Genomic DNA, 13,361 nt, shown 5'->3' with positions numbered 1-13,361 from the left:
TCGACAATCCCGGTTTGGCGCCGGCCGGGTGGCTTGGCATAATGGCGCCCCACACGGGGTGGCCGCCCCTTTGCGGTGTGGCCGGCCCCAGCAACAGTGCAGAGGAGATGAGATGAAATTTATCGGAGCCCACGTCAGTGCGGCCGGCGGGGTGGAGAACACCATCGCCCGCGCCCAGGCCATCGGGGCCAACGCCTTCGCCCTGTTTACCAAGAACCAGCGCCAGTGGCAGGCGGCGCCGCTCTCCGAGACCAGCATTCGCGCCTTCAAGCTGGCCTGCGAGAAGGGGGGCTTTCGCCCCGAGCAGATCCTGCCCCACGACAGCTACCTCATCAATCTGGGTCATCCCGACCCCGATGGCCTCGCCAAGTCCCGCGATGCCTTTCTGGACGAGATGAAGCGCTGCGAGCAGCTGGGTCTTTGCTACCTCAATTTTCATCCGGGCAGCCACCTGAAGCAGATCCCGGAGGCGGCCAGCCTCAAGCTGGTGAGCGAATCCATCAACTGGGCGCTGGAGCGCAGCGAAGGGGTGACGGCGGTGATCGAGAATACCGCCGGCCAGGGCACCAACCTCGGCTGGTCGTTCGAGCACCTGGCCACCATCATCGACGGGGTGGAAGACAAGAGCCGGGTCGGCATCTGCTTTGATACCTGCCACGCCTTTGCCGCCGGCTACGATCTGCGCACCGCGGAGAGTTGTGCTGCCGTCTTTGCCGAGTTCGACCGGACGGTAGGCTTCCAGTACCTGAAAGGGATGCATATCAACGGCGCCAAGTGCACCTTCGGCAGCCGGGTCGATCGTCACCACAGCCTGCGTGAGGGGAACCTGGGGGAGGCGGTGTTCCATCACATCATGAATGACCATCGCTTCGACGGCATTCCGCTGATCCTGGAGACCATCGACGAGTCCATCTGGGGCGACGAGATCCGCTGGTTGCGCAGCCTGGCGCAGGCATGATGATTGACCGGCAGAGGGCATAAGGAGACAGGGATGCAAGAGAGAGCAAGCGAACAGCCGCTGCGCTGGGGTGTTGCCGGCGCGGGGGCCATCGCCCGCCGTTTTTGTCAGGATGTGAACGGACACGCCAGTGGCAGCCGGGTGGTGGCGATCGCCGCCCGTGATCAAGCGCGGGCGCAGGCCTTTGCCGACGAGCAGGGCTTGCCCCACGCCCATGGCAGCTATCAGGCGCTGGCGGCGGATCCCCTGGTGGAGGCGGTCTACGTGGCGGTGATCCACCCGGAGCACGCCGCCCTGATCGAACGCATGTTGCTGGCGGGCAAGCACGTGCTGGTGGAAAAGCCGGCGGTGACTCGCGTCGCAGATTGGGATCGGCTGGTGCGCCTCGCCGCCGAGCGGGGCCTGCTGCTGATGGAGGCGATGAAGGTGATGTGCTTCCCCGCCATGCGCGCATTGCTGGGGCGCCTGTCGGCCCTGCCAGCCCCCGACAGGCTAAAGGCGGCCTTCGGCTCGGTGCAGACGCGGGACGGCAAGCTGTTCGATCCGGCGCTGGATGGCGGCGCCGCCTGGGATGTGGGGGTCTACCCGCTCTGGCTCTATGCCGCCCTCTGTCACCAGTTGGGGTTGGCGGCGGGTGAGCCCGAGGTCACGCTGTCTCGCCGTGAGGGCGAGGTGGATGAAGCCGCCCGCTTTGATTTTGCCGGCCCGCTCAAGGCCGAGCTGGTGGCCTCCATCGTCGAGGATCTCGACAAGTCGGCCTGGCTGTCCGGGCCCGGCTGGGCGCTGGAGCTGGTGGGCAAGTGGTGGAATCCCCAGCAGATCGTCTGGCTTGGTGGTGACCCTCTGCCGGCCTGGCCCCACGACATCGCGCTGCCGGTCGGTGGCGGCGGCATGCAGCACGAGGCGGATCACTTTGCCGCCTGCGTGAGGGCGGGCATGACCGACTCCCCCTGGGTGCCGCAGGCACTGACCAGACAGGTGCTGGGCTGGGTCGAGCGGGGATTGCTGCCCGTGAAACGCTGAGTCACAAGGCAGAATGACCAAGAGGGAGAGCCAGGGCTCTCCCTCTTCTATTGCTGCTATTGCTGCCGATACCTGGCGGCAAGGGCCATGCCGGGCAATAGGCTGCCCGATCATCCCATTGGCTCAGGTGCTGCTGATCTGGCTGGGCAACACATCCTCCTGGGCGCGGCAAAATTGCAGAAAGCGGCGCAGGGCGGCAGAGTGATACTTCTGCCGGTGCCAGATGAGGGAGAGCTGGCGGGGAAAGCGGCGGGCGAGGGGCAGGGCCATCAGACGGCCCGCCTGCAGCCGATCGGTCACCGCCAGGTGGGAGATGAAGGAGATGCCGAGCCCCTTCTCGACCGCCAGCATCACCGCCTCCAGGGTGTTGAGCTCGAGCCCCGCCTGCCAGCGGGGCAGTTCGGGCTGGATCTGCTGCTCGAACTGCTCGCGGCTGCCGGACTGGGGCTCGCGCAGCACCCAGGTCTCGTCGCTCAGCTGGGCGAGGGAGAGGCGATGGCGGCCGGCGAGGGGGTGAGCGGGCTGGGCCACGATCAGCATCTCGTCGTGGAGCCAGGGCTCGCTGACCAGATCCGGGTGGTGGTTCTCCCCCTCGATCAGCGCCAGATCCAGCTCGAAGTTGGCCAGCAGGTGGCAGAGCTGATGGGTGTTGGTGATGGTGACGCGGGGCGGCTGTCCCAGCTCCTGCTTGCTGGTGGCGAGCAGGGCCGGCAGCAGGTAGTTGCCTATGGTCTGGCTGGCACCCAGACGCAGCTGGCCGCTCGGTTCGGCATCCGGGCTGAACAGGGTTTCGATGTCCTGCATCCGGGTCAGCAGCTCTTCGGCCGCCGGTTGCAGCAGGCGTCCCTCGTTGTTGAGCTGCAGCCTGGGGTGAATGCGATCGAACAGCGGGGTGGCGAGCTGACGCTCCAGCTCCTGCAACGACTGGGAGACGGCGCCCTTGCTCAGGCACAGTTCATTGGCGGCCAGCCCCAGATTGCCGTAACGGGCGATGGTGGCAAAGACCTTGAGTTGTTGCAGGGTCAGCTTCATGTTTGGAAATCCTGAACGATTGATTTAATTCATTTAGATATCGTAAACGATGGCCGCTCATTATCCTATGCCCATCGTCTCTCACATGAGGTTTCAGACATGATCGCAAGAACCCGTCAATCCCTAGCCGCTGCTCCGACCCCCATGGCAGGACTGGCGCTCGGGATCGCCAGTCTCGGTTGGTGCTGGGAAAATGCCGGTCACTTCGATGGCCGCCTGCAGTTGCTGGGCGCCGCCGTTGCCGCCGTGCTGCTGGTGATCCTGACCTTCAAGTTTCTGCTGCACCCGCGCCTGCTGTGGCAGGATCTGGCTCACCCGGTGGTCGGCAGCGTGGTGCCCACCTATGCCATGGGCACCATGGTGGTCTCCAAGGCGGTCGGCATGCTCAACGCCGGTCTGGGGGAGGGGCTCTGGCTGTTTGCCGTGCTGCTGCACCTGGGGTTCCTGGCCACCTTCGTCTGGCATCGGGCCAAACAGTTTGAAATCCACCACATGGTGCCGAGCTGGTTCGTGCCGCCGGTGGGGATCATAGTCGCAGACGTCGCTTTTCCGGGCGGCCAATACGCCGCGCTAGCCAACGGCCTGCTCTGGTTCGGCATGCTCTGCTACGGCCTGATGCTGCCGCTGATGCTCTATCGCCTCATCTTCAGCCATGAAGTGCCGGATGCCGCCAAACCGACCATCGCCATCCTCGCGGCGCCCGCCAGCCTGTCACTGGCCGGCTACCTCACCGTGAGCGAGCAACCTTCCCTGCTGCTGGTAGCCGTGCTGCTGGGGATCGCCGTGCTGATGACCGGCATCATCTATCTGGCCTTCATCAAGCTGCTGCGTCTGCCGTTCTCGCCGGGCTACGCCGCCTTCACCTTCCCGCTGGTGATCGGTGCCACCGCCCTGTTCAAGGTGAGCCATCTGGTCGAGCAGTGGCCCCAGGCAGCCGAGTACGTCGAGCAGATCCGGCTGCTGGCCCATTTCGAACTGGGCGCCGCCACCCTGATCGTCGGTTACGTGGCCCTGCGCTACCTGATGTTCTTCCTGCCGCTGGGCAGCGACGAGCTGGCATCCGGCATGGTTCGTCGCTAGGAAATGGCCGCAAGAGGGCCGGGATAAAGGGTCCGGTGAGCAGGTCCGCACAAGACGGACGCCACCGAACAGATGACGACAAGGCGCTCCACCTCGGGTGGGGCGCTTTTTTTATGGGCTTGCCTGCGCAAACCCGCCCGCTTTGTTGGTCCCGACCGGGGTGGCTCCTTCGCCAAAGCCATGATGAATTTAACTGGTATTACCTGTCAGGATGAATACAATGCAGCTTCCTTTCCCATGCTTGACCCCATCCATGTCTTCCCATGATCCCGTGTTTGACTCTCGTTTCGAGACCCGATTCCTGCATCCGCGTTACTGGTTCAGCTGGCTGGCGCTTGGCGTCCTGATGCTGCTGGCCTTCGTGCCGGTGAGGCTGCGCGATCGGCTGGCCGTCGCCCTGGCGCCGCTGGTGTTTCGCATCTCGAAAAAGCAGGTCTACATCGCCAGAACCAACCTGGCCCTCTGTTTCCCGCAAAAGAGCGAGGCCGAGCGCGACGCCATCCTGATGACCTCGATCCGGGTCGGCCTCAAGAGCCTGCTCGGCTTTGGCGAGTTCTCGGTGCGCAGCCCCGCCTATCTGATGAAGCGGATGCGGGTCACTGGCTGGGAACATATCGAGGCGGAGCAGGCGGCCGGCAGACCGGTGATCCTGGTGGTGCCCCACAGCTGGCCGGTGGACGCGGCCGGTTACTACTTCACCCAACGCGGGGTGCCCATGTGCACCATGATGAAGCGGGCGCGCAACCCTGTGTTTGACTGGCATCTGAACCGTGCCCGGGCCCGCAATGGCTGCCGCGTCTATGAGCGCAGCGCCGGCATCAAGGCGGTGATCCGCACCATCAAGGAGGGGAACAGCTTCTTCTACCTGCCGGATCAGGATCATGGCCGCGAGAAGAGCATCTTCGCCCCCTTCTTCGGTCAGCCCAAGGCAACCCTGCCGGCCCTGCCGCGACTGGTGCAGGTGAGCGGCGCCAAGGCGGTGCCGCTGCTGGCCTGCTATGACGAGGCGCATCACTGCTACCGACTGGAGATAGACGCCCCCTTTGACAACTATCCCACCGACGATGTGATGGCCGACACCTGCCGGATGAACGACATGGTGCAGCAGCAGCTCAGCCGGGATCCGGGCCAGTACATGTGGTTTCTCAAGATCTTCGACACTCGCGAGGATCAGGTCGGGCTGGATGGCCGCTACGAGGCGGGGATCCAGCGGATCCGTCGCGGGTTGTTGCCGCTCTCCTGATGAGCAATTCCTTGTTGGTACTATGGCCCTGCGGGGCCATTTTTATTGCTCCTCTGCCGGTTGGCAGGGCGAGCAGTCGAGCCGGCGCCTGCCCCAACCGGGCCCGCGCCAGCCCAAAGTGGAAAATTTTGTCAGGATAATTAAAATAACCGTTTATTTTCTATGACTTGATGGCGGCCATGTCCTCACACGATCCGGTTTTCGACACCTCATTTCATCCCCGTCTGCTCCATCCGCGCTGGTGGGGCAGCTGGCTGGCGCTCGGCCTGCTCTGCCTGCTGGGGCTGCTGCCCCATGGTCTGCGCGACCGGCTGGCCGACCGGCTGGCTCCCCCTCTGCTGCGTCTGTCCAGGAAGCAGGCTTATATCGCCGACACCAACCTCAAGATCTGCTTTCCCGAGCTTGACGAGGCGGGCCGTCAGGCCCTGTTGCTGAAATCGATCCGGGTGGGGCTCAAGACCTTCATGGGCTTTGCCGAGCTGACCCTGCGCAGCGCCGATCACCTGGCTGGCCGCATCAAGGTGCGCGGTTGGGAGCACATCGAGGCAGAGCAGGCCGCCGGCCGGCCGGTGATCCTGGTGGTGCCCCACACCTGGGCGGTGGACATGATAGGCCGCTACTTCGCCATCCGGGGCATGTCCATGTGCACCATGATGAAGAGCGCCAAGGATCAGGTCTTCGACTGGTACATCAACCGGGAGCGGGCCAAGGGGGGCAAGGTGTATGAGCGCAGTGCCGGCATCAAGCCGGCCATCAAGGCGATCCGCGGCGGCGCCAGCTTCTTTTACCTGCCGGATCAGGATCACGGCCGCGAGGCCAGCATCTTCGTGCCCTTCTTCGGCCATCCCAAGGCGACCCTGCCGGCCCTGCCCAAGCTGGTCAAGCTGACCGGCGCCAAGGCGCTGCCCATCCTCGCCTGCTATGACGAGGAGGAGGGGTGCTACCGGCTGGAGATCGAGGCCCCCTTCGATCCCTACCCAGGCACCGATCTGGAGGCCGACGTTCGCGCCATGAATGACATGGTGGAGCAGCAGTTGCGCCAGCACCCGGAGCAGTACATGTGGTTTCTCAAGATCTTCGAGACCATGGAGCATCCCCAGGGGCACGAGGGCTTCTACGAAGAGGGCATTAAGCGGATCCGCGGCGACCTGCCCCCCGAAAACTGACGCAACTGAAGGACCGGCGCCCGGGCGCCGGTGGCACGGCACAATCTGGAATAGGCAAGCGCACCGGAAGAGGCTATCTTCGGGGGCGCACACAGGGTGAAAGGGCGGGCATGAAAACTCCAAATCGAATCCAACCTCTGGTTGACGACGGCCTGGTTGACGAGGTGATCAGCCGGCTGATGAGCGGCAAAGAGGCCGATGTTTACGTGGTGCGCTGCGGCGACGAGATCCGCTGCGCCAAGGTGTACAAGGAGGCCGCCAAGCGCAGCTTCAAGCAGGCGGTGGTCTATCAGGAAGGGCGCCGGGTGCGCAGCAGCCGCGATGCCCGCGCCATGGAGAAGGGCTCCAAGTACGGCCGCAAGCAGCACGAAGAGGTGTGGCAGAACACCGAGGTGGATGCCCTGTTCAAGCTGGCCGCCGCCGGCGTGCGGGTGCCACGGCCCTATGTCTGCCTCGACGGCGTGCTCTTGATGGAGCTGGTGACCGATGCCGATGGCAACGTGGCGCCCCGCCTCAACGACGTGGCCCTCAGCCACGAGCAGGCGCTGGTCGACCACGCCAGGGTGATCCGCTACGTGGTGCGCATGCTTTGCGCCGGCCTCATTCACGGCGACCTGTCGGAGTTCAACGTGCTGGTGGATGAAGAGGGGCCCGTCATCATCGACCTGCCCCAGGTGGTGGATGCCGCCGCCAACAACCAGGCGAAGGCCATGCTGGAGCGGGACGTCGACAACATGCGCAACTACTACGGCATGTATGCCCCCGAGCTGCTCAAGACCCGTTACGCCAAGGAGATGTGGGCCCTCTATGAAGATGGCAAGCTCACCCCCGACAGCGAACTGACCGGGTTGTTCGAAGAGAGCAACGAGCGGGTGGATCTTGACGCCGTACTGCACGAAATCGAGAGCGCCGAGGAGGAGGCCCTGGCCCGCCAGGCGCGGTTGAAGGCGGAGCAGGAGGAGGGCTACTGACGCCCAGGCTCCTGCAACCAAGAGACGACTGAGCGCCTGCGGGCGCTCTTTTTATGGCTGCGAGTCAGCGGCGCCTTGCTGGCGGGCGGGGTGGGGCTGGATCTGGTAAAAGTTCACCCAGCAGCGATCGCCAGCATGGTAGCGGCGATCCAGCCATTGCCCGCCGGCGGCGGCAATGACCTTGAGCGAGGCGGGATTTGCCTCGTCACAGCTGATGAGCACGGGGCCGGTCAGAACATGGCGTTGCAGCCAGCCGAGCAGGGTGCGGGCCACCCCTTCAGCGCGGCGGGAGGGGCGGGTCTCGTAACCTATGTGGCCGAGCCACTGGCGGGTCGCCGGGGTGTCGCCGTGGCGCAGGCGCAAGGTGGCGAGGATCTCTTCCCCCTCAAGGGCAAAGTAGGTGGTGGTGGGCGGGTAGTCCGGCGGCAGGCGCTCGCCAACGGCATGGGCGAGCAGATCCTGCAGCCACTGATCCGGGTCGAATAGCGCCACCTGATAGAGCGGCAACCCGGCGGCGCCACACTCGGCCACATAGCGGCGGTAGGCGGGGCCATCGGCAGGCTGCGCGGCTCGACACTCGATGACGGCTGTCACGGGTGCAGCTCTGCCGCTTGCAGCAGGCGTGGCTCGCTGTGGTGGGCCTCGCGGATGCAGGCGCGCATGCGCCCGCTCTGCTTGGCGGCATAGAGCGCCTGATCCGCCCGCAGATAGGCCTGCTCGAAGCTCTCTCCCGTCTGCAGCGAGGTCAGCCCCATGCTGAGGCCGATGGGGCCGCCCGCCAGCGGGCGGGTGGCTTCGGTGACCCCCTGTTGCAGGGCGTGGCAGTAGCCAGGCAGCGTCTGCGGCGTCTCCATCACCAGCAGCGCCAGCTCGTCGCCACCGAGGCGCCCGGCCAGTGCCGCCGGCGGCAGGCTCTCCCGGATCACCCGGCCCACCGCCCGCAGCATGGCATCGCCGGCGGGGTGGCCGTGGCGGTCGTTGATCTGCTTGAAGTTGTCCAGGTCGATCAGCAGCAGCTGCCAGGGACGGGCGCTGCGGCAGGCCCGCGCCGCCAGCTGCTGCTCGAAATGGTGGCGGCTGTCCAGCCCGGTCAGGGCATCCTGGTTGGCGCGCCGCTCCAGCTCGCGCTGGGTGGCGAGCATGGCCTGCTGCTGGCGGGTGTGCACCAGGCTCAGCAGGATGAAGCTGCGGGCAATGGTAAAGAGCAGGCTGAGCAGGATCACCGGGCCGAGCAGGGGGTCGGTGAGGCTGGAGGCGGCCGACTCCGGCCACCACTGATGTTTGGCCATCCTGAGCAGCTGCAGGGCCAGTTGCAGGGCGAGCAGCAGGATGGCGAAGCGCAGCACCCGGTAGGCGGGGGCTAGTCGCTGGTAGCGCCAGAGCTGCCACAGCAGCAGGCCAATCTGCAGCGAGAGCACGCCGGAGAGGGTGATGATCCGGCTGTGCACATCGGCCAGCGGTTGCTGCGAGGCCACCAGGGCAAACAGCAGGAAGCCGGCGAGGGCGAGGAGCGGGCAGAGCCAGCCGAAGCGGTCGGCTTCGCGCCGGAAAAAATGGCGCAGGCCCCGCTCATAGAGCAGCGGGGTGGCGATGATCAGCAGGTTGGTGAGCAGGATATTGGCAAGGGACGTCTCCCCCGTGAGGGGGCGCAGCAGCAGGCAACCAAAGGCGGCGGCGATGGCCAGCTCGCTGGCCGACCAGTAGAGCAGGGCGCGCAGCGGTCGCTGGGTATGCCACAGGTAGGCGAAAATGGCCGCGACCCCGACGTGGGACAGGCTGACAAACAGCACCAGGCTCAGCAACTGGGCCGAGGAAAACAGACTCTGCATCAAGGGTGTGGGCTCTTCCTGCCGGTAACGGCGCTGTGGTCTCAGGGCCGGGTGACTGGGGCGGATCACAGCATGAATTGTGCCGCTGAGCAATGGCTTGGATGGTCTGGGCAGGATAGTGCCAACCCCCCCAGTTGCCGGCGGCTGACACGATTAATCAGGGGCGGGGAGTGACGAAGGGCCATCCCCCGCACACGTCGACCTCAGTCAACCACCACCGGCAGCCGCATGACGGTGGCTTCCCGGCCGAGGTGGGCCAGCAGACGGCGCACGTCGTCGAGGCGAATAAGCAGGGTGGCGGTATTGACCAGCGGGTGGCACTGCACCCGCTCGGCCTGCCAGATCGTCTCATCCACCACCAGCTCCACCGCGCTTTCTCTGTCGCGCACCATGGCGAGCAGGGTGACCGAGCCCGGGGTGAGGCCGAGCACCGCCTCCAGCCGCTCGGGCGAGCCGAAGCTCAGCCGTTTGACGCCAAGGGCGCTCGCCAGCGCCTTGAGATCGATCCGGCTCTGCTCAGGGGTCACCACCAGAAACAGCCGTTCGCTCTTGGGGTCGCGCAGGAAGAGGTTCTTGGTCTTGGCTGCGGGCAGGTTGGGCAATAGCCGGCTGGCCTCCTCGCAGGTGAAGACGGGGGCGTGATCGATGCGTTGATAGGGAATGGCCAGCTGATCCAGCAGAGAATAAAGCGCCACCATGACCTCCTGATGTTGGCTGACGAGCGGGGTGAGTCGATGGGCGAACACCACTGCCACCGGCAGCGCGTGTCCGTCTGGCCGAGCATACCAGTTTGCGCCGCCCCTGGCAGCCTGCGTGGCAATGGCAGCCTGGCGTGCCAATTGCAGTAAAGCACTGTATGAACGTACAATAGTCCCACACCTATGTTGATCCCGATGACTGGCATGACCGACCACCCCCCCATCTCTCCCGTTACCCCGCCGCGCGACGGCTTTATCCTGACCCGTCACGGGCGGGATGTGCGCGGCCGCGGCGAGCAGCCGGAGCGCACCGAGATCGTGATGTGGCTCTGGAGCGAACAGGGGCCGGTGCGGGTGGTGGTGCCGGGGCAGGAGCCGGTCTTCTTCCTGCCGCAGAGCCATATGGCGGAGGCGGCGGAGCTGTTCAAGGGGGCCGGGGTGAGCGGGCGGTTTCGCCGCCTGCCCATGCACACCTTCGACGGTCGCGCCGTGGTGGGTTGCTATTTTGCCACCCTGAGCGCCTTTCACCGCGCCATCGAGCTGCTGCTCATCCGTGGGCTGGAGCACTTCGAGGCGGATATCCGGCTGCCGGAGCGCTTCCTGATGGAGCGCTTCATCACCGCCGGCGTGCGCTTCGAGGGGCGCGCGCGCAAGAAGGGGGGCAAACAGGGCTACTGGGAGGTGAACGAGGCGCGCTGCGCGCCCCAGGCGGTGACGCCGACCCTCTCCTGGGTGTCGCTGGACGTGGAGTGCGCCATGGACGGGGCGCTTTTCTCGGTGGGGCTCTATAGCGAAGAGGATGCGCGGGTCATCATGATCGGCGTGCCGGAGGCCGATGCCGACAGCTGGGGTACCCAGGTCGAGTGGGTAGCGGACGAGAGCGCCCTGCTGAGTGCGCTGGAGCGCTGGTTTGTGCGGAACGACCCCGATCTGGTGATCGGCTGGAACGTGGTGAACTTCGACTTTCGCCTGCTGCTGCGCCGCGCCGAGCTCAACAAGCGGCGGCTGCGACTCGGCCGCGGCCACGAGCTCTGCTTCTGGCGCTCATCCCGCAACGACCCCCAGAGCGGCAGCGTCATCATCCCCGGGCGCATGGTACTGGATGGCATCGACACCCTCAAAAGCGCCACCTGGCAGTTCCCCAGCTACAGCCTGGATGCGGTGGCGAGCGAGCTGCTCGGCCGCGGCAAGGACATCGAGGATGTGGCCAACCGGGGGGAGAAGATCACCGAGCTGTTCCACTCCGACAAGGAGGCGCTGGCCCGCTACAACCTGGAGGATTGCAAGCTGGTGTGGGAGATCTTCGACTACTGCCACCTCATCCCCTTTGCCATCGAGCGCGCCTCCCTCACTGGCCTCGAGCTCGACCGGGTAGGGGGCTCGGTGGCAGCGTTTACCAATCTTTATCTGCCACGGCTGCACCGCGGCGGCTATGTGGCGCCCAACCTGCCCGCCGACGGGGGGCTCGCGAGCCCCGGCGGCTATGTGATGGACTCCAAACCTGGGCTCTATCGCCACGTGCTGGTGCTCGATTTCAAGAGCCTCTATCCCAGCATCATCCGCACCTTCTGCATCGACCCCATGGGGCTCATTGAGGGGCTGCAGCATCCCGACCACGCCATTCCGGGTTTTCGCGGCGCCTTGTTCTCCCGCACCCGCCACTTCCTGCCGGATCTCATCGCCACCCTGTGGGCGGCGCGGGATAGAGCCAAGGCGGCCAGCAACAAGGCGCTCTCCCAGGCCATCAAGATCATCATGAACTCCTTCTACGGGGTGCTGGGCTCGGGGGGCTGCCGCTTCTACGACCCGCGGCTTGCCTCCTCCATTACCTTGCGCGGTCACGGCATCATGCAGCAGACCCGGGAGTGGATCGAGGGGGAGGGTTTCGAGGTGATCTATGGCGACACCGACTCCACCTTCGTCCACCTGGGGCGTGAGACCAGCCCCGCCCAGGCGGACGAGATTGGCCGGCGCTTGGCCTGCATGATCAACGACAACTGGACTGCGCTGATCAAGCGGGAGTTCGATTTGCCGAGCTATCTGGAGATCCAGTACGAGACCCACTATCGCCGCTTCCTGATGCCCACCATCCGCGGGCTGGAGAAGGGGAGCAAGAAGCGTTATGCGGGCTTGGTGGCAGGCCATCACGCTGGCGAAGAGGAGCAGCTGGTGTTCAAGGGGCTCGAATCGGTGCGCACCGACTGGACGCCCCTTGCCAAGGCGTTCCAGACCCGCCTCTACGAGATGGTGTTTCACGACCAGGATCCCAGCGGCTATGTGCGCACCATGGTGGACGAGACCCGCGCCGGCCTTCACGACGAGCTGTTGGTCTATCGCAAGCGGCTGCGCCAGAAACTCGAGGAGTACCAGAAGAACGTGCCGCCCCACGTGCGGGCGGCGCGCCTGGCGGACGAGGAGAACCTGCGCCGCGGTCTGCCCCAGCGCTACCAGCACAGGGGCTCCATCGCCTACCTGGTGACTCTGAATGGCCCAGAGCCGCTGGAATACCGGCGCAGCGCCATCGACTACGAGCACTACATCGACAAGCAGCTCAAACCCATCGCCGATGCCATCCTCCCCTTTATCGGTGAGTCGTTCGAGCGGATCTGCGGCCAGCAGCTCGATCTCTTCTGACTGGGCAAGGGAACGCTGCGGCCATGTCCCGACAATGGCCGCAGCGGGTCAAGAGGGGCTGATGAGAGGGGAAAGCATGGATCGTCAGAGAAGAGAAATGCAAAAAGCCCGCTCGAGGAGCGGGCTTTTCAAATCTGGTGCGTCCTAGTGGATTCGAACCACCGACCCCCACCATGTCAAGGTGATGCTCTAACCAGCTGAGCTAAGGACGCAGGGTGCGCAAGGCGACTTTGTGTGATTGCAGGGGAGTGGTGGGTTTAATTGGATTCGAACCAACGACCCCTACCATGTCAAGGTAGTGCTCTAACCAACTGAGCTATAAACCCACATCTGTGTTTGAGCTATCAGCTCACACTCAATTCCTGCAATTTATTCAAACTGTTATGGTGCGTCCTAGTGGATTCGAACCACCGACCCCCACCATGTCAAGGTGATGCTCTAACCAGCTGAGCTAAGGACGCATAACAGTGTTCCGGATGGTGCGTCCTAGTGGATTCGAACCACCGACCCCCACCATGTCAAGGTGGTGCTCTAACCAGCTGAGCTAAGGACGCATCGCGGAAAAGTGGTGGGTTTAATTGGATTCGAACCAACGACCCCTACCATGTCAAGGTAGTGCTCTAACCAACTGAGCTATAAACCCACTTCATAAACCGGATTGAAAACCCGTTTTATCCCGCCAGCACTGCTGGCGTGGTCGGCATACTACCCATGCCCCCCTAGGCTG

General features: G+C 64.7%; 11 protein-coding genes and 5 tRNA genes. 7 read left to right on the top strand and 9 right to left on the bottom strand.

Features of this window, described 5'->3' with window-relative positions; all coding sequences use genetic code 11:
• Nucleotides 1–112 precede the first annotated feature (112 nt).
• Together nfo and ACB031_RS02700 are read left to right on the top strand one after the other, a co-directional pair.
• A complete protein-coding gene (gene nfo, locus ACB031_RS02705) occupies nucleotides 113–958 on the top strand; it encodes a deoxyribonuclease IV (protein ID WP_005301356.1) in 846 nt (281 codons plus the stop codon).
• Nucleotides 959–991: 33 nt separating this feature from the next.
• On the top strand, nucleotides 992–1,981 hold the full coding sequence (locus tag ACB031_RS02700) for a Gfo/Idh/MocA family protein (protein WP_371138938.1): 990 nt from the start codon (nucleotides 992–994) through the stop codon (nucleotides 1,979–1,981).
• A gap of 123 nt (nucleotides 1,982–2,104) precedes the next feature.
• Here the strand turns inward: ACB031_RS02700 and ACB031_RS02695 are convergent, their stop codons facing one another.
• The gene (locus tag ACB031_RS02695; protein ID WP_279484311.1) at nucleotides 2,105–3,013 is read right to left on the bottom strand and encodes a LysR substrate-binding domain-containing protein; all 909 of its coding nucleotides are present in this window, start codon (nucleotides 3,011–3,013) and stop codon (nucleotides 2,105–2,107) included.
• 99 nt (nucleotides 3,014–3,112) lie between these two features.
• Between ACB031_RS02695 and ACB031_RS02690 the strand changes: the two genes are divergently transcribed.
• From ACB031_RS02690 to ACB031_RS02675, 4 genes are all read left to right on the top strand, one after another.
• On the top strand, nucleotides 3,113–4,093 hold the full coding sequence (locus ACB031_RS02690; RefSeq protein WP_019840565.1) for a TDT family transporter: 981 nt from the start codon (nucleotides 3,113–3,115) through the stop codon (nucleotides 4,091–4,093).
• A gap of 253 nt (nucleotides 4,094–4,346) precedes the next feature.
• Nucleotides 4,347–5,336: a lauroyl-Kdo(2)-lipid IV(A) myristoyltransferase gene (lpxM, locus tag ACB031_RS02685; protein WP_371138937.1), complete on the top strand. Its 990-nt coding sequence runs from the start codon at nucleotides 4,347–4,349 to the stop codon at nucleotides 5,334–5,336.
• A gap of 170 nt (nucleotides 5,337–5,506) precedes the next feature.
• On the top strand, nucleotides 5,507–6,502 hold the full coding sequence (locus ACB031_RS02680) for a lauroyl-Kdo(2)-lipid IV(A) myristoyltransferase (protein ID WP_371138936.1): 996 nt from the start codon (nucleotides 5,507–5,509) through the stop codon (nucleotides 6,500–6,502).
• A gap of 110 nt (nucleotides 6,503–6,612) precedes the next feature.
• Nucleotides 6,613–7,473, top strand: a complete 861-nt coding sequence (locus tag ACB031_RS02675; RefSeq protein WP_124249772.1) for a PA4780 family RIO1-like protein kinase — start codon at nucleotides 6,613–6,615, stop codon at nucleotides 7,471–7,473.
• Between the two features lie 51 nt (nucleotides 7,474–7,524).
• On the opposite strand, the gene ACB031_RS02670 is transcribed toward ACB031_RS02675, so the two are convergent.
• The 3 genes from ACB031_RS02670 to ACB031_RS02660 form a co-directional block, all read right to left on the bottom strand.
• Complete coding sequence (locus ACB031_RS02670; RefSeq protein WP_371138935.1) at nucleotides 7,525–8,067, bottom strand: GNAT family N-acetyltransferase; 543 nt, start codon at nucleotides 8,065–8,067, stop codon at nucleotides 7,525–7,527.
• Entirely contained in the window at nucleotides 8,064–9,302 is a 1,239-nt protein-coding gene (locus ACB031_RS02665) for a GGDEF domain-containing protein (RefSeq protein WP_026141614.1), read from the bottom strand. The genes ACB031_RS02670 and ACB031_RS02665 overlap by 4 nt, the downstream gene beginning before the upstream one ends.
• Before the next feature lie 203 nt (nucleotides 9,303–9,505).
• Nucleotides 9,506–10,000 carry a prolyl-tRNA synthetase associated domain-containing protein gene (locus ACB031_RS02660; protein ID WP_162518928.1) on the bottom strand — a complete coding sequence of 165 codons (495 nt, stop codon included), beginning with the start codon at nucleotides 9,998–10,000 and terminating at the stop codon, nucleotides 9,506–9,508.
• 195 nt (nucleotides 10,001–10,195) lie between these two features.
• On the opposite strand from ACB031_RS02660, the gene ACB031_RS02655 reads away from it, so the two are divergent.
• Entirely contained in the window at nucleotides 10,196–12,634 is a 2,439-nt protein-coding gene (locus ACB031_RS02655; protein WP_371139117.1) for a DNA polymerase II, read from the top strand.
• A 135-nt stretch (nucleotides 12,635–12,769) separates the two neighbouring features.
• Here the strand turns inward: ACB031_RS02655 and ACB031_RS02650 are convergent.
• From ACB031_RS02650 to ACB031_RS02630, 5 genes are all read right to left on the bottom strand, one after another.
• Nucleotides 12,770–12,846, bottom strand: a tRNA-Val gene (locus ACB031_RS02650).
• 37 nt (nucleotides 12,847–12,883) lie between these two features.
• Nucleotides 12,884–12,960: transfer RNA gene (locus ACB031_RS02645), tRNA-Val, on the bottom strand.
• Between the two features lie 58 nt (nucleotides 12,961–13,018).
• Nucleotides 13,019–13,095 (bottom strand) — tRNA-Val (locus tag ACB031_RS02640).
• Nucleotides 13,096–13,111: 16 nt separating this feature from the next.
• Nucleotides 13,112–13,188 (bottom strand) — tRNA-Val (locus ACB031_RS02635).
• Nucleotides 13,189–13,200: 12 nt separating this feature from the next.
• Nucleotides 13,201–13,277, bottom strand: a tRNA-Val gene (locus ACB031_RS02630).
• Between the last annotated feature and the right edge of the window lie 84 nt (nucleotides 13,278–13,361).

Origin of the sequence: Aeromonas sp. S8(2024), from assembly GCF_041403085.1 — a bacterium.
GTDB lineage: Bacteria > Pseudomonadota > Gammaproteobacteria > Enterobacterales > Aeromonadaceae > Aeromonas > Aeromonas dhakensis.
This window is presented reverse-complemented; position numbering and strand designations above follow the sequence as displayed.